This is a genomic window from Marinobacterium stanieri, from assembly GCF_900155945.1.
GTDB classification, from domain to species: domain Bacteria; phylum Pseudomonadota; class Gammaproteobacteria; order Pseudomonadales; family Balneatricaceae; genus Marinobacterium; species Marinobacterium stanieri.
Genome location: NZ_FTMN01000006.1, coordinates 192,367 through 211,313, shown reverse-complemented (window position 1 = coordinate 211,313; position 18,947 = coordinate 192,367). Strand labels below are relative to the sequence as shown.

At 58.0% G+C, this 18,947-nt stretch carries 12 protein-coding genes; 5 read left to right on the top strand and 7 right to left on the bottom strand.

Annotated features, from left to right (window positions below; translation table 11 throughout):
* Nucleotides 1-31: 31 nt before the first annotated feature.
* The 6 genes from BW956_RS14345 to BW956_RS14320 form a co-directional block, all read right to left on the bottom strand.
* Nucleotides 32-3,541, bottom strand: a complete 3,510-nt coding sequence (locus BW956_RS14345) for an indolepyruvate ferredoxin oxidoreductase family protein (RefSeq protein WP_076463437.1) — start codon at nucleotides 3,539-3,541, stop codon at nucleotides 32-34.
* Nucleotides 3,542-3,802: 261 nt separating this feature from the next.
* A complete protein-coding gene (locus BW956_RS14340; RefSeq protein ID WP_076463434.1) occupies nucleotides 3,803-4,645 on the bottom strand; it encodes a universal stress protein in 843 nt (280 codons plus the stop codon).
* Nucleotides 4,638-7,070, bottom strand: coding sequence for an efflux RND transporter permease subunit (locus tag BW956_RS14335; RefSeq protein WP_083703085.1), 2,433 nt, complete (start codon nucleotides 7,068-7,070; stop codon nucleotides 4,638-4,640). The genes BW956_RS14340 and BW956_RS14335 overlap by 8 nt, the downstream gene beginning before the upstream one ends.
* Nucleotides 7,070-8,224 (bottom strand): WD40/YVTN/BNR-like repeat-containing protein, encoded by a 1,155-nt coding sequence (locus BW956_RS14330; protein WP_076463431.1) that lies wholly within the window; start codon nucleotides 8,222-8,224, stop codon nucleotides 7,070-7,072. The genes BW956_RS14335 and BW956_RS14330 overlap by 1 nt, the downstream gene beginning before the upstream one ends.
* 167 nt (nucleotides 8,225-8,391) lie before the next feature.
* Nucleotides 8,392-9,753 carry a DUF1329 domain-containing protein gene (locus BW956_RS14325; RefSeq protein ID WP_076463428.1) on the bottom strand — a complete coding sequence of 454 codons (1,362 nt, stop codon included), beginning with the start codon at nucleotides 9,751-9,753 and terminating at the stop codon, nucleotides 8,392-8,394.
* 48 nt (nucleotides 9,754-9,801) lie between these two features.
* A complete protein-coding gene (locus tag BW956_RS14320) occupies nucleotides 9,802-11,436 on the bottom strand; it encodes a DUF1302 domain-containing protein (protein ID WP_076463425.1) in 1,635 nt (544 codons plus the stop codon).
* 620 nt (nucleotides 11,437-12,056) lie between these two features.
* On the opposite strand from BW956_RS14320, the gene BW956_RS14315 reads away from it, so the two are divergent.
* From BW956_RS14315 to BW956_RS14305, 3 genes are all read left to right on the top strand, one after another.
* The gene (locus BW956_RS14315; protein WP_076463423.1) at nucleotides 12,057-12,677 is read left to right on the top strand and encodes a TetR/AcrR family transcriptional regulator; all 621 of its coding nucleotides are present in this window, start codon (nucleotides 12,057-12,059) and stop codon (nucleotides 12,675-12,677) included.
* 155 nt (nucleotides 12,678-12,832) lie between these two features.
* Nucleotides 12,833-13,372 (top strand): DUF2889 domain-containing protein, encoded by a 540-nt coding sequence (locus tag BW956_RS14310; protein ID WP_076463420.1) that lies wholly within the window; start codon nucleotides 12,833-12,835, stop codon nucleotides 13,370-13,372.
* A 33-nt stretch (nucleotides 13,373-13,405) separates the two neighbouring features.
* On the top strand, nucleotides 13,406-14,158 hold the full coding sequence (locus BW956_RS14305; protein ID WP_076463417.1) for an enoyl-CoA hydratase-related protein: 753 nt from the start codon (nucleotides 13,406-13,408) through the stop codon (nucleotides 14,156-14,158).
* Nucleotides 14,159-14,189: 31 nt separating this feature from the next.
* Here BW956_RS14305 and BW956_RS14300 read toward each other — a convergent pair whose 3' ends face one another.
* Nucleotides 14,190-15,194 (bottom strand): AraC family transcriptional regulator, encoded by a 1,005-nt coding sequence (locus tag BW956_RS14300; protein ID WP_076463414.1) that lies wholly within the window; start codon nucleotides 15,192-15,194, stop codon nucleotides 14,190-14,192.
* A gap of 235 nt (nucleotides 15,195-15,429) precedes the next feature.
* Here BW956_RS14300 and BW956_RS14295 point away from each other — a divergent pair, with 235 nt between their 5' ends.
* Nucleotides 15,430-16,614, top strand: a complete 1,185-nt coding sequence (locus BW956_RS14295) for an acetyl-CoA C-acyltransferase family protein (RefSeq protein ID WP_076463411.1) — start codon at nucleotides 15,430-15,432, stop codon at nucleotides 16,612-16,614.
* A gap of 187 nt (nucleotides 16,615-16,801) precedes the next feature.
* Nucleotides 16,802-18,928 carry a fatty acid oxidation complex subunit alpha FadB gene (gene fadB / locus BW956_RS14290; protein WP_076463409.1) on the top strand — a complete coding sequence of 709 codons (2,127 nt, stop codon included), beginning with the start codon at nucleotides 16,802-16,804 and terminating at the stop codon, nucleotides 18,926-18,928.
* Nucleotides 18,929-18,947: the final 19 nt, after the last annotated feature.

Sequence of the window (18,947 nt, the reverse complement as noted above, 5' to 3'; positions counted from 1 at the left end):
CAACAGGCCCTTTTCGGTTTCTGTCCCGGCCTCAGGTCGCTTCGTAGAACAGCGGCTGCTTGTCGGTGGCGATACGGTTGTGAGCCTGAGCAAAAGACTCCAGCAACTGTTGCTGCTGAATTTCGGCTTTCTTCACCGCCGCTTCCTTGACGTGACCGTAGCCGCGAATCTCCGTCGGCAGTTGCGCGATCTGCACTGCGATCTCGTGATTGACCTCATCCAGTTGCTCCAGCAGTTTCAGAATGGTGTCACGGTAATCGACGATCATCTGGCGCTCTTTCTTGCGCTCGGCGGTGTAGCCGAAGGGGTCGAAAGCGGTGCCGCGCAGGCCTTTCATCTTGGCCATCAGCCCGAATGCCTTGAATACCCAGGGACCAAATTCCTGCTTGCGCAGGTGGCCGGTCTGGGGATCACGCTTGTTCAGAATCGGCGGTGCCAGGTTGAAGCGCAGTTTGAAGTCGCCTTCGAACTGCTGGTTCAGGCGCTTGAGGAACTTGCCGTCGGTATACAGACGGGCGACCTCGTACTCATCCTTGTACGCCATCAGCTTGAAGTAGTTGCGCATCACAGCATCGCTCAATGCGGTCTGCCCCGGCACTTTCTGCTGTTCCATTTCACGTACGCGGTTGACCAGTTCCAGGTAACGATCGGCATAGGCCTTGTCCTGATAGGCGGTCAGGTGTTCGAGTCGGCGTTCAAGTGCCTGCTCCGGGGTTTCGGCAACGTCCGGCTTGCTGGCCTGCAGCTGGTCCTCGATCAACGGCTGAATGCGTGACATGTCATGAGCAGCGACACGGCCCAGACGGAAGGCATTCTGGTTGAATTCGACGGAGACCTTATTGATCTCTATCGCTTTCAGAATCGCTGTTTCGCTCAGCGGCAACCAGCCTTTCTGGAAGGCATAGCCCACCATGAACATGTTGGATGCAATGCTGTTGCCGGTCAGGGCGTTGGCGATCTTGGTGGCGTCGATGCTGGCCAGGTTGTCACCCAGGGTTTTCTGCAGACCACCCAGCAGAGGGGCGGTGGGCAGCTCGAAGTCACGCATCAGCTGCAACACTGAGGTCGCGACAGGGTCGCTGTTGACTACGCACTTGGTGTGGTTGGCACGTACCGACTTCATGGAGCTTTCGCTGGCGGTCACCACCAGGTCACAGCCGATGATCAGGTCGGAATCTGCCGGGCCGATGGGCAGGCTGGTGATATCGCTCTGCTTGTGACCGATACGCAGGTGGCTCTGTACCGCACCGCCTTTCTGCGCGAAACCGGTCATGTCGTAGATGGAGATCGCCTTGTCTTCCAGGTGGGCAGCCATGCCCAGTACCGCGCCGATGGTCACCACGCCGGTGCCGCCAATACCGTTGATCATCACGGCATAGCAGCTTTCAAACTGTGGCAGTGTCGGCTGCGGCAGATCGCGGAACAGGTCGTTGCCCAGGTTAGCGGTCTCAGCCTTGCGCAGCTTGCCACCGAGAACAGTCACAAAGGATGGGCAGAAGCCATCCACACAGCGGTAGTCCTTGTTACAGGTAGACTGGTCAATCACACGCTTGTTGCCGAACTCGGTCTTGCGTGTTTGCAGGCTGACGCAGTTGGCCTGTACGGAACAATCACCACAGGCCTCGCAGACCTGGTCGTTGATGAACATGCGCTTGTCCGGATCCGGGAACTGGCCACGCTTGCGACGGCGACGTTTCTCGGCGGCGCAGGTCTGGTCGTGGATCAGTACGGTGACGCCCTTGATTTCGCGCAGTTCGCGCTGCAGACGATCAAGCTCGCGGCGGTGGTAAATCTGCACACCCTTGGCGAAGGCTGGCTGACGGTGGTACTTGTCAGGATCATCGGTGGTCACCACCACGCGCTTGGCGCCCAGAGCAGTTACCTGTTCGCTGATCTGCTGCGGTGTCAGCTGTCCCTCTGCAGGCTGGCCACCGGTCATGGCCACGGCATCGTTGTAGAGAATCTTGTAGGTGATATTGGCCTTTTGTACGCAAGCAGCATGGATAGCGAGCAGGCCAGAGTGGGTATAGGTGCCGTCACCCAGGTTCTGGAACTTGTGCGGTGTATCGACAAAGTGGGACAGGCCGACCCAGTTGTGACCCTCACCGCCCATTTGGGTGGGGAAGGAGGTGTTGCGGTTCATGAAACCGGCCATGGCGTGGCAGCCGATACCGCCCATGGCCTGGGAGCCTTCCGGCACCTTGGTGGAGCTGTTGTGCGGACAGCCGGAGCAGAAGTAGGGAATACGTACCAGCTGCGGGATGATGGCGCCGCAGGCGCCGGTGATGGACGTAAGGTAGTCGTCACAGGCGTTACTGATGGCGTCATCGAGCAGGCCGTTGGCGGACAGACGGTCGCGCAGCAGGGCAACCACTTCATGCGGGTGCAGGCCACCATAGGTTTTCTGAATCTGCAGGCCGTGCTCGTCTTTCTTGCCGATCAGGCGCGGGCGCTTGTCGTCGGGCCAGTTGAACAGCTGGTCGGCGATCTGCGGCTCCATGATCGACATTTTTTCTTCGATGATCAGCAGCTCGTCATGGCCTTCGGCAAACTCGGCCATGCCCTGATCTTCCAGCGGCCAGGTCATGGCCACCTTGTAGATGCTGATGCCGAGGGACTTGGCCTTGGTGTCATCAATGCCCATCAGCTGGAAGGCGCGCATGACGTCCTGATATACCTTGCCGGCACAGACAATACCCAGCTTGCGCTGGGGCGCGGCCAGGGTGATGCGGTCCAGTTTGTTCAGACGGGCAAAGGCCTTGATCAACGGAATGCGGCCACTGTAGGCCATGCGTTCGGCTGTGGCTGCCGGGCCCAGGCCACCGCTGGGCGGCACAAAGTGGGCTTCGGGCGGAATTTCCAGTCCTTCCGGGTTTTGCGTAATGGAGGTTGCCGGATCCAGCTCCACGGTAGCCGTGCCTTCGATAGTCTCGTTGACTACCTTTAGGGTGACCCAGGCACCGGAGTAACGGGAGAGTGACCAGCCGATCAGGCCATAGTCGATCACTTCCTGAATATTGGACGGATACAGAATCGGGGAGCCGTGGGCCAGCATCTCCGGTTCGGAGTAGTGGGCAATGGTAGAGGACTTGGCTACATGGTCATCACCGGCAATCAGCAGTACGCCACCGTGATGGGAGGCACCGAAGAAGCTGCCGTGCTTGATGGCATCGCCTGAGCGGAATACACCGGGACCCTTGCCGTACCAGATGGAAAAGACGCCATCGAACTTTTTCTCTGCTTCGGATTCGATCTGCTGGGTGCCCCAGACCGAGGTAACGGCCAGGTCTTCATTGACGCCGGGCTGGAACACGATGTCATGGGCGTCCAGCAACTTCTTGTTGCGGCTCAGTTCCATGTCGTAGGTGCCGATCGGCGAACCACGATAACCGGTAATGTAGCCGGCGGTGTTGAGGCCGGCAGCCTTGTCGCGCTGCTTTTGCAACAGCGGCAGGCGCACCAGAGCCTGGTTGCCGGTCATGTAGACGGTACCGGACTCCTTGGTGTACTTGTCGTCCAGAGAAACCTGTTTCAGCGTCATGGTCTGTACTCACATATTGTATTTCTTGTAATCCTGCAGGCCGTGGGGGCATATCAGGCTGTGGTTGCCGGCTGACGACCGGCCTTTTGCATCGCGTTCATGCTGTGCACTGCTGCAGTTGCTTAGTGCCATAGTGCGGCTGGCTGGCGCCGAGGACTGTCAAGCAGATTACAATTGGGCAAATTTTCCTGTGCCCCTGCCATCCATGAGGAATTGGGGCGCATGCACTTTAATCAGGTGCCTGCGCCCGGAGGGGGGAGCTTAGGCGGTGGTTCCGTCCTGGCGAGGCGGCGGAATGACCAGTACGTCGATATCGACGCGCTCCAGCAGCTGTTCGGCAGTATTGCCCAGCAGTACGCCTCTGAGCCCCGTACGTGCCACCGTACCCAGCACCAGCAGGCGCGCATCCAGAGTCTTGGCCCGATCTGCAATCAACAGCTCGGCAGGGCCTGCATCCACATGCACCCGCTCCGCCGCGATACCATACTGGTTGGCGAGGCTGACACAGGCATCTCGATACGCCTGTTGCTGTTCGCCATCCTGATCATCCAGTCCCGGGTTTTGCATCGGCGCCGGGCAGGCGCTGAACAGGTGCAGAGGGCGCTGCAAGGTGTCTGACAACTCGGTTGCCTGTTCCAGTATGCGCTGGTTCAGGCGCTGGTGTTCCGGGTCGGACGGGGCGGCTTCGACAGCGGCCAGAATGGGCGCGTCCGCTGTCAGGTTATTGGGGCGTGTCATCAGCACCGGCGTGTTCTGGGCCCGCAGCAGTTTCCAGTCCAGCGGGGTGAACAGGGAGTCGCTCAGGCTGCCCTTGTGCGGCTCCTTGAGCGTCAGGTCAAAGCTCTGCTTATGTTGGCACAGCAACAGGGCACGCAGCAGATCGGTTTCCGGGCTGATTTCCAGACGAATGTTGAGCCTCTGTTGCTGTAGCTGCTGCAGCTGCTGGTCGAGTAGCGTACGAAACTCGCCGCCCGACGTACGCTGCAGCAGCAGTGCCGTGATCTCCACATCCTGATGGCCGGCAATGCGTACTGCCTTGTTGAGAGCAACCTGGTCGGCTTGAGTGGGGTTCAGGACCACCAGCAGTTTCTTGAACTCACGCATGGGACACCTTCGCTTCCTTGTTGGCCTGAGTTTCGGCTGTATCGAACTGTTTGATCGCCTGAGGCTCGGATTCGCTGGAGACCGGCTGGCGTTTGATCAGGAAGCTGGCCAGCGCCGGCAGGAATACCAGTGCACCGACCATGTTCCACACGAACATGAAGGTGAGCAGGATGCCCATGTCAGCCTGGAACTTGATCGGCGACCAGAACCAGGTGCCCACACCGATACCCAGGGTCAGGCCGGTGAATGCGACCGCCTTGCCGGTGGTTTTCAGCGTGTTGAAGTAGGCATCACGCAGGTTCATGCCGGATTTCAGGTAGGTTTCCAGCTTGCTGTAGATGTAGATGCCGTAGTCGACACCGATGCCGACGCCCAGCGCGATAACCGGCAGGGTGGCCACTTTGACACCAATACCCAGGCGCGCCATCAGGGCCTGACACAGCAGCGAGGTCAGTGCCAGCGGCAGCAGGATACAGGCCACCGTGCGGATGGAGCGGAAGGTGATCAGGCAGAGGAAGCCGACAACCGAGTACACCCAGATCAGCATTTCGTACTGCGCCTTCTCGATGACGATGTTGGTGGCGGCTTCAATACCGGCATTACCGGCGGCCATCTTGATGGTCAGTGCATCGTTGTTGTATTTCGCGGCAAAGGCTTCGGTTTCGTCCACGACGGCGGCCAGGGTTTCGGCTTTGTGATCGTTCAGGTAAACGAATACCGGCATCAGACTGCAGTCAGCGTTGAAGCTGCCACGAGGCGCGGTAATAGACGCCTGGTTCAGCAGGGCCTGGTTGCGGTTCAGTGCGCTCCATTTGACGTTGCCTTCGTTGTAACCGGTCATCGCCTGTTTGGCCACGTTCACCATGGAGCTGGCAGACTGCACACCCGGCAACTGCTTCAGGCGCCACTGCAACTGATCCACCACATCAAGGGTGTGGTAGTTGGAGCACTGGTCCTTGGCGGTCTGCACCATGATCACGAAGATATCCGTGCTGGTGGAGTAGTTCTCGTTGATGAAGGCGTTATCCAGGTTGTAGCGGGAGTCGGGGCGCAGTTCCGGTGCACCGGCATCCAGGTCACCCACTTTCAGGTCCTGGCTCTGATAGACGCCCAGGCCGACCAGAGCGAAGGCAAACAGGATGACCAGCGTCGCCTGCGGGCGCTGGGTGAAGCTGGACAGCAGGTTCCAGATCGGATGCTTGCCGTGTTCCTCTACATGCTGCTGTTTCTTGACCGATTTCTGGCTGACACCGGCGTAGGACATCAGGATCGGCAATAGAATCAGGTTAGTCAGAATGATGACGGCGACGCCGATACTGGCGGCAGCAGCCAGATCCTTGATGACGGCGATATCAATCACCATCAGGGTGGCAAAGCCCACGCCATCACTGATCAGTGCGATGATGCCGGGGATGTACAAGGCGCGGAAAGCCAGGCGCGCGGCCAGCTCCTTGTTGGCACCCTTGGCACTTTCATGGCCGATGGCATTGATGATCTGCACACCGTGGCTGACACCAATGGCAAATACCAGGAAGGGCACCAGCATGGAGTAGGGGTCAAGGCCGTAGCCCAGGGTTTTCAGCAGGCCGAGCTGCCAGATCACGGCAATCACGGAGCATAGCAGCGGCACGATGGAGCTGCGCAGGCAGCGGGAATACAGAAGCAGCAGTACGAAGGTGATTGCCAATGCGATGGCAAAGAAGACAGCAACCTGGCTGGCGCCGTCGATCAGGTCACCCACCACCTTGGCAAAACCGGTGATATGGATTTTGACGCTGTCGCTTTCGTACTTGTCGCGGATCAGCTCTTCCAGCTGGCTGGAAAACTGCTGGTAGTCGATGGGCTCACCGGTGTCCGGGTTAAAGTCCAGCAGCGGGGCATAGATGATTGCCGATTTGAAATCGTTGGCGACCAGGGAGCCGATGCGACCGGATTTAAGGATGTTGGTTTTCAGTTTTTCCAGTTCTTGCGGCGAGCCGTCATAGGTGTCGGCGATCACCGGACCACCGGTCAGGCCCTGCTCGGTTACCTCGGACCAGCGCACGCCTGATGCCCAGATCGACATCAGGCTGGCACGGTTGACCCCGGGCACATAGAAGACTTCGTCGTGGACCTGCTGCAGGGTTTCCTGGAAATCCTTGTCGAAGATATCGCCCTGGGTATGTTCCACCGAGATACGGATGGCATTGCCCAGACCGGCCAGGTCGTCCTTGTGCTCCAGGTAGTTGGCAATATAGGGGTGAGACGCCGGAATCATCTTCTCGAAGCTGGCTTCGGGTTTGATGCTGCTGGCCTGGTAGCCGAAGAACAGCGTTGCCGCCAGCATCAGCAGAATCACCAGTGGACGGTGATGGAAGAAGATCCGCTCAATCACGGATTCAGTGCCGGACGCACAGGCTGAGGTGTTTTTTTGTGTCGTTTTCATTATTCCTTACCTCCGCTCAGGGACGCGGCGTGTACGCCGTGGGCACCCGAGATCAACAGGCCTTTTTCGGGGCTGGTGAGAACCTTGCTCTGTGGCAGGCGGGCCGGATTACGGTTGCTCTCGATCACCTTGCCTTGTGCATCCAGGTGCAGTGACATGCCGGCCGCGCCGACCAGAACGGCAGAGCCGTCATCCAGCAGGGTGCCGCTGAAGAAGGTTGAATCCACACCGGTATCGATCGGCTGCCAGCGGTTGCCCCAATCATTGGACTGGAAGGCATTACCGCGCAGACCAAAGGCGATGATGCGCCCCTGATCATTACCGATGATGCCGAAGAATGAACCGTCGTAAGGGCTGTCCAGGGATTCCCAGTTCTGGCCCCAGTCAGATGAGCGAAACAGGTTGCCGGCTTCTGCCGCGATGTAGAGCTGGTCACCGATCTGAGTGATCGCGTTCAGATGAAACAGGCTCGGGTTGTCCATGCGGTCGAACCAGGCCGACCAGGTTTCACCGCCGTCGGTGGTGCGCAGAATCAGGCCAAAGGCACCCACGACAATGCCTTCATTGCGGTCCTTGAACCAGACGTCCAGGAAGGGGCGGCTGGCGCCTTCTTCGGAGAAGGCTTCAGCATCTTCGGCCATGTAGATACGGTCTTCGAGTTCGTACTCCAGCTCCTCGCGCTCATCCTCGGGTGCGGACGCAATGGCGGCTTCCAGTTCGGCCAGCTGTGCTTCGGCATGGGCCTGCATCAATGCATTGGCCCGGTTACCGTCCATCACCTTGCGCCAGCTCTGACCACCATCCTCGGTCTTGAGCACCACGCCATCGTGGCCCACGGTCCAGCCGAAGCTGTCGTCAATGAAAAAGGTGTTGGTCAGGGTGACACGCACGGGCGCGGGGGCCTGCTGCCAGGTGCTGGCTTCATCATTCGACACCAGAATATGACCGCGCTCGCCAACGGCCACCAGGCTGCTGCCGACACGCTCCATATCCAGCACCAGGCTCTGAGCTGCCAGCGGCGACATCAGTGCCGGTTCTTCCAGCGCATCGCCCGCCAGCGCGGTGGTGGAGAGTGCCAGGCCGACCAGCATGCACAGGCTGGACCGCACACTGGGCGGTTGGACTAGGGTTTGAGGCAAACTGAGCTGTTTCATAGGATTATTCTTTTTAAGTGGGTGGAGCGAGTTGTGCCCGGTCCTGACAGGTGGGGCAATACCGGTGTTTCCCTTTCGGCGCTATTACGGCAACAGGCTCGGCAGGAACATGCTTCCGGAATAGCGTGGAAATGAGACCGGCAGTGTCTGCCGGTCTCGATGTGCTGTTATCGACGGGACAGCTGACGCACCTTCTGCGGGGTGTAGAAGCTGTCTTCCTTGGTTGCATCCGTGCTGTAAGGAATCAGGTCGTACTCCTGCATGGCGTAGTCACCGGACTGAAGGTCATAGTTGGTGAGCGCGCGTGCGATGGGGTTGTCTTCGTTGTACAGCGTGACGAAGTGGGAGTGGCCAAAGCGCCACAGCTCACCACGGCCGTCGTACATGTCGGCCATCAGGGCAAACCAGGAGTCTTCATCCAGGTAGAAACGACGCTTGCCATAGATATGACGGCTGTCTTCACGCAGCGTTGCTTCCACAACCCAGACGCGGTGTTTCTCCCAGCGCTCCAGATCCGGGTTGGTGTGCTCGGCCTGGGCGATTTCATCCATCGGTGTGCCGTTGCTGTGTGCACTCAGGAACTTGTAGGAGTTATATGGCACCAGCATCTCTTTTTTGCCAACCAGCTCCCAGTTGAAGCGCTCCGGGGAACCGTTGAACATGAAGGCCTGGTCATAGGTGGTCAGGCCGTTGGAACCGGGATCCGGCGTATCAAAGGCGATGGTCGGTGCGCGACGTACTCGGCGCTGACCAGGAATGTACTGCCAGGCCTGGCGCGGTTCCTTGTTGGCGTTGACCGGGTCGCGTACCAGCGTCATTTCACCCTTGCGGCGTGTTGGCAGTGAGTACTGCAGCAGCAGGTGAATGATGTTGCCATTGAAGGTTTCGAGGCTGCCGTCCTTGTAGTTGTACGGGTAAGTCTCGATCAGCTGGCCGGCCGTGATGGTACGTGAGCCGTTGGCATATACCGTGTGGCTCTCATAGCTTGCATCCTTGCCTTCACCGTAATAACGCAGGGTGTGGTTCCAGATCGCTTCCTTGCCGTTTTGCGGAATGGCGAAAGGTACGCCGCCATAGGCGTTGACCACGCCATTGCCATCCGGTGTCAGCTCGGCATTCAGCGCGTTGGTGTGGATGTTTTTCGCCACCCACTCGGGGACCGGTACCGTACGATGTGTCGGGTAGACGTTCATCTTGAAGGTCGGCTTTTTCTCGAACAGCGCTTTCTGACCATCAGACAGAACGTCGGCATACTCCATGTAGTTCTCTGAGGTGATGGTGTACAGCGGTTTCTCATCGGCAAAGGGGTCCACCAGGTGCTCGCCCTCGGTGTAGCCTGCCGGTGGGGTGGTCAGGCCGCCGGTCCACTCGGGAATGTCGCTGCCGTTACCGGCGCGCTCGGCGCCCATCGGAGTCAGCTCCTTACCCAGTTTGGCGGCTTCTTCAGGGCTGACCGCAGCCAGCGCGGAGCCGGCGTTGAGAGCAACCGCCGCAATGCTGGCGGCGAGCAGAGTACGTTTCAGGTTCATAATGCGTCTCCTCGGACCGCAGTCCGATTTTTATTATTGGTTTAAGACTTAGAAGGTGTATTTGTAGTAAGCCGCTACGTAATCACGGTCCGCGTTCAGGTGACCAAAGGCCAGGCCGCCGCGATCATCGATGATGTCGTCGGTATCGGTCAGGTACCACACATAGCTGGCGCCGAACTTGTGGCGGCCCAGGTAGGTGAAGTCGGACTTCAGTGCAAACTGTTCAGTGCCCTCGGCAAAGGAGAACTCCATTGATGAACGGCCATTGAAGTCGTTGCGGTAGGTACCGGTCAGTTTCATGTCCAGACCACCGGTGATGTTCATGTAATTGGCGCTCAGGCTGACAACGGCGCTGGAGGCGCTGCGGTCTTTAACCAGACTGTCGATGCCACCCGGATAGTCGAAGTCGATAATACGGTTGTGTGCGATTTCACCGGTAAACGTCAGGGTGTCGGCCAGCGGGTTCTGCGGGAAGATATAGATACCGGATACCTGTGCCTGAATGGCTTCTGCCGGGGCGTAGGCAAAGCCGGCGGTGTTGTTGTGGCGTACCGGGATGCCGTCACGGTAGGACAGTTCACCGCTGACATTCATGTCACCGAACACGGTACCGAAGCTTACGCCGTAGAGGTCGATATCTTCATAGTAGTTCTGGTTCAGGTTGACCGAGCCACCGTCGTTGGGGTTGGAGAGGAATTCCAGCGCCGGAGTGAAGTCGTTGTAGTTGATGTAGTAGAAACCGAACTCGGTGCTGTTCAGGTTTTCTGCCAGGTAACGAATGGCAATACCGTACTGGCCTTCATCCGGCTTATCCCGGCTGACGACCAGCTCATTGCCACCAACACCCGGAATCACGTTGGTTTCCATGGGGTCACCTACGGAGCCCTGGCCCAGACCATCGAGGATATTGAAATAGGTGCCCGGTGCGTCAATGCGGGTGTTTTCCCAGTCATACTGGTAGTAAGCACCGATGGACAACAGGTCCGTCACGGCCATTTCACCGTAGACCTGGCCGATCGGCATGAAAATATCTTTCAATGCAGTGCCCGGTGCGTTGGCTTTGGTGGCATCCAGCGGACCCATGGCGGTGGAGATACCCCCCTGGATAAACAGGCTTTCACCCCAGTTGACCACCTGTTCACCCACACGCAGGCTCAGGTACTGGTCGCCCATGGCGAAACCGTGGTACCAGAACAGATCCTGCAGTTCGAGTCGGGACTTGTGATCGTCCAGGCCATCCTTCTGGAAGGACTTGGGCTGACCGGTCCAGGTGTTGGTGCCGATCAGGTCATCATCATCGTAGACTTCGTCATACCAGCCACGGGCGCGGGCAAAGACACCACCGTCACCGTAGTTGAGATCCAGATCGGTACTGAAGTTGACCTGGTTCTGGGTCATGTCACCCTTGTCGAAGTTGCGGTTACCGTCGTCAGTCAGGAAGCCCAGGTTGCTGGCCGGGAACGCCAGTACGTTGGGGTCATGGCTTTCGCGGCGCCACTGGGCGCTGTAGCCGACAGTGGTATCCACATCCAGTGTCATGCCGTTGTCCAGATCAAAACTCAGCGCCTGAGCCTGGCCGGCCAGAGCCGCCAAAGCGCCGGCAACGGTCGCCTGCGCAATCACCTTGCTCAGCGTGCTGCGTTTGAATTTGCCCTGTCGTAGTACAGCGTGAGGGGTTCTCATTGTTGTTTCCTCGCGTGTTGTTTTTATAAGTAACGGTGCTTGAGAACAGGCGTGGTGGGGGATGCCTGAGGGTTCACTACTAGTGGTGAGGCGGCAGCCGGCTCAGGGGAAGAGCGCAGTGCTTCCTCGGTTGGGAAAACGGCGAAAGTCGAGACTTCCGGTGTGGTCGGTATGGCAGCGTTCATTCTGTGGTCACATCTTATTATTGTTTGTTTGCCTCAGCGGGGGCGCAACGGCTTATACTGCCGGGTTTTCCCTCTGCTGAGTCGGAGCCTTGCGCCAAATGAAATGGCTAACTCCTGCAATTAGGTTCGACTCTACTGGCTTGCAACCTTTGGTGGCTTGATAGTTTGCGAACCTGTCTTGACATATTGCGCAATGCCGACCTTCGTTTAACGCTTCAGATGCGAGATATTTGTGTTTCCTTGAAGCGTCACCTCAGGCATTTATACACTCAAGTCTAGTATGGCTTTTGTGGTCGGGCGGGGCGTTCCGGGCAGATTTCAGGGCGCGGCAGGTTGTAGTGCCGGGAGCGAGCAAAGTGCGGCAAATTCGGAGCTTTATATTGACGATGTCAAGTTTGTTTGGACAGCGTCAAGTCTTGGGGTAGACTGCCAGCCATGAATCAGACCAAGACCTCTTATCATCACGGCGACCTGCGCAGCAGCCTGCTGGATGTGGCCACCCAGTTGATTGCCGAAGGTGGTGTCGATGCGCTCAGCATGCGCAAACTGGCGGACCGTGTCGGTGTGTCCCGTACCGCGCCCTACCACCACTTTACGGACAAGCATGCCCTGTTGTCGGCACTGGCCGAAGAGGGCTTCAAGGCCTATGAGCACTCGCTGCGCGAGACCATGGCCGGGGTCAGCGACCCGGATGAGTGGTTACCCTGTTTTGCCCACTGGTATCTGAGTTTTGCCCAGGCCAACCCGGAACTCTACAACCTCATGTTCGGCCAGAACGTGTGGAAAGCCGGTGAGCCGACCGAGCAGCTCAAGGGACAGGCACACGGCTGCTTCCGTCGTTATGTGGAGATGGTCAGTGATTGGCAGCAACGTGGGTTGATTGCCAACGACATGGACCCGCTGCGTTTTGCCCAGGTGAGCTGGAGCACCCTGCACGGCATGTCCCGTCTGCTGCTGGATGGTATCTATGTGGATATCAAGCACCTGGATGAGGTCGTGGATCTGGCGATCAGCATGTTCCGTGCTGCCGGTATTAAGCCACAATCAACAGACTGATCAGTCCCTTTACTTTCCCGATTGATATGAATTGAACGCCTCTGGCGCAGGCCAGTGGAAATATCGACTTGCAGCTTTTAACTTGACAGCGTCAGGATTGGTTTTTATGTTGGCGTCAGTCCCACCGTTCAATAACCCCAACGCGAGGAGTGAATATGACACAGATGCACAAACGCAAGTTACTGCATACGCGCCAGGTTCAGTGCAGGGGCTATGAGTTGGACGGTGGGTTGTGGCAGGTGGAAGGGCGCATGTGTGACCTGAAAAGCTTTGCCATGGCGAACGCGGACCGGGGTGGTCGTATTGAAGTGGGCGAGCCACTGCATGATATGGGGCTGACACTCACGTTCGACTGTGATCTGGTCATTCGTCAGGTAGAGGCGTTCATGGATGCGGCTCCCTTCAATCGCTGTGCGCAGATCACCGATGCGTTCAAGGTGTTGGAGGGCGTGCAATTGGTGTCCGGCTTTCGCGCGCGGGCACATGAATTGCTGGGCGGGGTGAAGGGCTGCACTCATCTACTGGAGCTGCTTGGCCCCATTGCCACCACCGCCTATCAAACCCTGTGGCAGTCGGAAAATGGCTATAGCGGTGACGACCCCAGGGTGATCCAGAAGCTGGCCGATAACTGCCATACCCTGGCCCGTGATGGCGAGGTCATGGCGCCCTTTCTGGCCGAGCACAGCCAACCATAACAATAATGAGCACAACCAACGGGAGTTCAGTATATGAGTGACGCGATTCTCAGCCGTATCGAAGAGGGAGTGCTCTATCTGAGCATCAACCGTGCCGATAAAAAAAATGCCCTGACACTGGCCATGTATCAGACACTGTGCGATCAGCTGGTAGCGGCTGACGAAAACCCCGAGGTGGCGGTTATTCATCTCACCGGCAGTGGCGACAGTTTCTGTGCCGGTAATGATATTGCCGATTTTGTCGAAGCAAGCCGTGCCGGTAATACCAAAACGCCGGCGCTGGATTTTCTGTTGCAGCTGAATGCCCAGCGCAAGCCGGTTGTGGTTGCGGTGAACGGCATTGCCGTGGGGATCGGCGTAACCCTGTTGTTGCACTGTGATTTTGTCTATGCCGCCAAAGGTTCCATGTTCCGCATGCCCTTTGTCGACCTGGGGCTGGTACCCGAAGGTGGCAGTAGCGTTGTCATCCCTCAGCTGGTGGGCCACCGTAAGGCTGCTGAACTCTTGCTGGCCTGTGATGCCTTTGATGCAGATGCAGCAGAAGGATACGGGATCGTGAACAAGGCGGTTGCACCGGATCAGCTGCTGGCCACCAGTACCGATATGGCCAAACGTCTGGCTGCCAAGCCGCCTTTGGCGCTGTTGCAGGCCAAGGCGATGCTCAAGGCCAATGTGGGACAGCCGCTGGAGCAGGTGATCCCGGCGGAAGTGGAGTTGTTCATGCAGCACCTGGTCTCTGAAGAAGCCTCGCGCACGCTGGCTGCACTCTTTGGCGGCAAGTCATAACGCCGCCTCTGTTCGATATCTGATGCGGCGATCAGTGCTGGCGGAACGCCTTGGGCGTGACGCCGGTCCACTGTTTGAAGGCCCGTGTAAAAGCCGCTGGCTCTGAAAATCCCAGCTTGCGCGAGATTTCCGAGACTGGCAGTGAGGGCCGGCTTAAGAAATGAATGGCGGTATCACGCCGCACACCATCTTTCAGTTCCTGGAAGGTGGTGCCCTCCTCGGTCAGCTTGCGCCTCAGGGTGCGGGTGGTCACATGCAGATCATCGGCGATGCTTTCCATGCTGGTATTGAGCAGACCGTTTTCCTGTTCCAGATGGTCCAGCACCCGGCGGGTGTATGCCGGGTAGTAAGCCTGGCGCATAAACCAGTCCAGAGGCACGCGACGCAGATAGGCACGCAGGGACTTGGGCGTCTGCACCACCGGCGCGCTCAGAATGTCGGCATCAAACACCAGGCAGGTCTCCGGCTGGTCAAAATAGGCCGGGCAGGGAAACAGTAGCCGGTATTCCCCCTTGTGATCAGGTGCGGCGTGGGCGAGGTGGATCGCCTTCAGCGGGATGCGCTGTCCGATCAGCCAACTGGGGAAACGGTGCCAGATCAGCAGCAGGAATTCGCACAGAGAGTGCGAGGGGTCCAGTTCCGGTTTGGTCAAGCGCATGGAGAAGCGGACTTCATTGCCCTCAATACTCAGGTTGAGAGTCAGCGCGTCCGCCAGCAGATTGTAGAAATGGCTGATGTGATGATACACCGCTCTCAGGTTCTGACAGTGCACCGCCTGCTTGGACATCAGCGTGAACACCCCATGACGGGATGGCTGGCTGCCCATACCCAGAAACTCATCGTCACTGGCCTGCCAGAACGCTCGCATCAGGCGGGCAAACTGGTTGGGTGTGATCCTCAGTTGTTCGCTTTCCAGAATTACCCGGTTAAGCCCTGCCTCTTCCATCAACTGTTCCTGATCCATCCCCAGCCGGCCGGCCGAGGCCAGAATGCTGCGTGCGTAATGGGACGAGATGGAGTGATGCTCAATACTCATGCGATGACTCTTGTTGTTTGCCTTTAGTCGAATGCCGGAGGCGGGCATGGCGCCCATTGTAAAACCCGTGTCCGAAAAAGTTAATTATCAGGCTGGAATTGTCATTGTTGAAAAAGAGCCTTGAACCGAAACTAGATTCACACGAGCACAGGGCTGAATTAGCTGCCCGGAATGCTCATACCAAAACAATAACTGGTACCGAATCTGGCCATAGTGCCTGGAAAGGAGAAAACCGATGCAGAAACGTGAAGTGGTTGTCGTCAGTGGTGTTCGCACAGCAATTGGTGGCTACGGTGGCAGCCTGAAAGGTCACGCTCCCCACGTACTGGCTTCCATGGTAACCGAAGAAGCGATCAAACGCGCCGGTATTTCTCCTGAAAAGGTTGGCCAGAGTGTGTTCGGTAACGTGCTGCCGACAGAACCCCGCGATGCCTATCTGGCCCGTGTAGCAGCCGTCAATGCAGGCGTGCCCGAGTCGACGCCGGCCATGGGTGTTAACCGTCTGTGCGGCAGTGGCCTGCAGGCAATTCTGACCGCTGCACAGCAGGTTGAACTGGGGATCTCCGAAGCGGTTATTGCCGGTGGTGCCGAGTCCATGAGCCGTGCGCCTTACCAGCTGCCGGCTGCGCGTTTCGGTCAGCGCATGGGTGACGGTGTCATGGTTGATCCGGTTGTGGGTGCGCTGCACTGCCCGTTCAACCAGATCCACATGGGTGTGACTGCCGAGAACGTTGCCGAGAAGTATGGCATCTCTCGCGAGCAGCAGGATGAACTGGCCACCCTGAGCCACAACCGTGCCCAGAATGCGATTGAGCAGGGCTACTTCAAGGACCAGATCCTGCCGATCGAGATCAAGGGCCGCAAAGGGCCGGTTGCCTTCGATACTGATGAGCATGTCCGTTTCGACTGCACTCAGGACGATCTGGCCAAACTGAAGCCGGTATTCAAGAAAGACGGCTCCGTGACCGCGGGTAACGCTTCCGGCATGAACGACGCGGCAGCGGCCATCGTGATGATGGACCGTGAAGCGGCTGAAGCCCAGGGCGTGAAAGCCATGGCGCGTCTGGTGGACTACTCCGTGGTTGGCGTTGATCCGAAGATCATGGGCATTGGCCCGGTACCGGCGATTCAGGAGATTCTGGAGCGCAACAACCTGAATGCCAAGGATATCGATGTATACGAAGTGAACGAGGCATTCGCGTCTCAGGCACTGGCAGTCTGCCAGCAGCTGGACCTGCCGCGTGAGCGTGTTAACCCGAATGGCAGCGGTATTTCTCTGGGTCATCCGATCGGCGCGACCGGTGCGGTGATCACAGTGAAAGCCTTGTATGAACTGGAACGAGTCAATGGCCGTTATGCCATGGTCAGCCTGTGTATCGGCGGTGGCCAGGGGATTGCTGCACTGTTTGAGCGTGTTTAATCGGAACGATTGAATACATGGGGAGTAAATCGTGATGTCTGCTCTATTTGACCAGGGATGGTCCCTTTTTTACTCCCTTTACACCTGAAAGATTTTGGATTGTCTGCACCGAAGCTAGGAAGTGCCTTTAACTGGGCCAGCAATGGCCCATCTTTTTTCGCTGCGGGCAGGATTGAGGAATAAGCACATGTATAACGGTCAGGCTGTAAGCCTTAAAGCACTCGAATCCGGTCTGGTTGAGCTGGTACTGGATCTGCAGGGTGAATCCGTCAATAAACTGAATGCACTGACCCTCAACGAGCTGGGCGAAGTCGTTAAACAGCTGTCTGAGGATGCCTCTGTAACCGGTTTGCTGATCAGCAGCGCCAAGCCAGCGTTTATTGTGGGTGCTGATATCACTGAATTCCTGGGTATGTTCTCCCTTCCGGATGCTGAACTGCACCAGTCTATCTCCAAGACCCACGACCTTTTCTCCCGTCTGGAAGCCTTGCCGTTCCCGACAGTTGCCGCCATCAATGGCATGGCGCTGGGCGGTGGTTTTGAACTGGCCCTGAGCACCGATTTCCGCGTGCTGGCCAGCGATGCCCGTGTAGGGCTGCCGGAGGTGGGTCTGGGTATCTGCCCGGGCTGGGGCGGCACTGTGCGCCTGAGCCGTCTGATCGATACCGCCAGCGCTACGCAGTGGATGCTGTCCGGCAAGCCGCAGAAAGCCAAAGCCGCGCTGGAACTGGGTGCGGTTGATCGCGTTGTGGACTCAACCGAGTTGCGCACCGAAGCACTGAACCTGCTGCAGTCTGCCGTTAATGGCGATGTGGACCATCTGGCCAATCGTCAGCGCAAGCAGCAGGCACTGGAAAACGGTGCTGAAGTTGAAGCCGCTGCCGAGCAGATGGCGAAGAAGCTGGATCCGAACTACCCGGCTCCGCTGCAGATTCTGAAGCTGGTCAGCACGCATGCGACCCTGCCGTTTGACGATGCCCTGAAAGCCGAAGTGGATGCGTTTGTTGCCCTGGCAAAAACCGATGCGGCTGCCAGCCTGATCGGCCTGTTCATGAACGATCAGCTGCTGAAGAAGAAAGCGCGCGGCTGGACCAAGCAGGCAGCGCCGGTGAAGAAAAGCGCGGTGTTGGGTGCCGGCATCATGGGCGGCGGTGTTGCCTATCAGTCCGCTTCTACCGGCACGCCGATCCTGATGAAGGATATCCGGGACGAAGCCCTGGGTCTGGGTATCAATACCGCTACCGGCCTGCTCAACAAGCAGATCGAAAAGGGACGTCTTGATGAGGCAGGCAAGGAAAAAGTCCTGAGCGCCATTGAGCCGACGCTGGAATACACCGGCTTCGATACTGTGGATATCGTCGTTGAGGCTGTAGTCGAGAACCCGAACGTCAAAGCTGCAGTACTGGCCGACGTGGAAAAGGCGGTTCCGGCCAATGCGGTCCTGACGTCCAATACTTCCACTATTTCCATCGATCAGCTGGCCAAGAGCGTGTCCCGTCCGGATCAGTTCTGTGGCATGCACTTCTTCAACCCGGTACACCTGATGCCGCTGGTTGAAGTGATTCGTGGCAGCCAGACCAGTGACGAAACCATTGCGCGCACCGTCGCCTATGCTGCAGCCATGGGGAAAACTCCCATCGTCGTGAACGACTGCCCGGGCTTCCTGGTGAACCGAATTCTGTTCCCGTACTTCAACGCCTTTAACCGCCTGCTGGTGGATGGCGTGGACTTCGAGCGCATCGACCGCGTGATGGAAGGTTTCGGCTGGCCGATGGGCCCGGCGTACCTGGCCGACGTGGTCGGTATCGACACCTTGGTTCATGCTGATCATGTGATGCAGGAAGGCTTCCCGGGTCGTATGGGCCATGACGCCGATGTAGTCGCTGAAGCCCTGCTGGATGCCCAGCATCTGGGTCAGAAAAATGGCAAGGGCTTCTATGAATACGGCAAGGATGAAAACGGCCGTCGATTCAAGAAAGCCTCTGCGGTGGCTCAGGAACTGATCGACGCCCGCATCAAGGAAAAGGTTGAACTGAGCGATCAGGACATTATTGATCGCATGATGATCCCGATGTGCCTGGAAGCCGCACTTTGCCTGGAAGATGGCATCGTCGAGACGCCGGCTGAAGCGGATATGGGTCTGATTCTGGGGCTGGGCTTCCCGCGCTTCCGCGGTGGTGCTCTGCGCTATATCGACACCCTGGGTCTTGAAGAGTTTGCCCGTCGTGCCGAAGCGCACCAGGCCAATGGCCCGCTGTACCAGCTGACCGAAGGCTTCAAGGCGCGTCTGGCTGAAGGCCGTACCTACTACTGATAACAACTGGCCCCGCCTG

What these genes read in the sequence shown, in the direction of transcription:
- BW956_RS14345 (WP_076463437.1), bottom strand. Translation starts at nt 3,541, where the DNA reads ATGACGCTGAAACAGGTTTCTCTGGACGACAAGTACACCAAGGAGTCC.
- BW956_RS14340 (WP_076463434.1), bottom strand. Translation starts at nt 4,645, where the DNA reads ATGCGTGAGTTCAAGAAACTGCTGGTGGTCCTGAACCCCACTCAAGCC.
- BW956_RS14335 (WP_083703085.1), bottom strand. Translation starts at nt 7,070, where the DNA reads ATGAAAACGACACAAAAAAACACCTCAGCCTGTGCGTCCGGCACTGAA.
- BW956_RS14330 (WP_076463431.1), bottom strand. Translation starts at nt 8,224, where the DNA reads ATGAAACAGCTCAGTTTGCCTCAAACCCTAGTCCAACCGCCCAGTGTG.
- BW956_RS14325 (WP_076463428.1), bottom strand. Translation starts at nt 9,753, where the DNA reads ATGAACCTGAAACGTACTCTGCTCGCCGCCAGCATTGCGGCGGTTGCT.
- BW956_RS14320 (WP_076463425.1), bottom strand. Translation starts at nt 11,436, where the DNA reads ATGAGAACCCCTCACGCTGTACTACGACAGGGCAAATTCAAACGCAGC.
- BW956_RS14315 (WP_076463423.1), top strand. Translation starts at nt 12,057, where the DNA reads ATGAATCAGACCAAGACCTCTTATCATCACGGCGACCTGCGCAGCAGC.
- BW956_RS14310 (WP_076463420.1), top strand. Translation starts at nt 12,833, where the DNA reads ATGACACAGATGCACAAACGCAAGTTACTGCATACGCGCCAGGTTCAG.
- BW956_RS14305 (WP_076463417.1), top strand. Translation starts at nt 13,406, where the DNA reads ATGAGTGACGCGATTCTCAGCCGTATCGAAGAGGGAGTGCTCTATCTG.
- BW956_RS14300 (WP_076463414.1), bottom strand. Translation starts at nt 15,194, where the DNA reads ATGAGTATTGAGCATCACTCCATCTCGTCCCATTACGCACGCAGCATT.
- BW956_RS14295 (WP_076463411.1), top strand. Translation starts at nt 15,430, where the DNA reads ATGCAGAAACGTGAAGTGGTTGTCGTCAGTGGTGTTCGCACAGCAATT.
- fadB (WP_076463409.1), top strand. Translation starts at nt 16,802, where the DNA reads ATGTATAACGGTCAGGCTGTAAGCCTTAAAGCACTCGAATCCGGTCTG.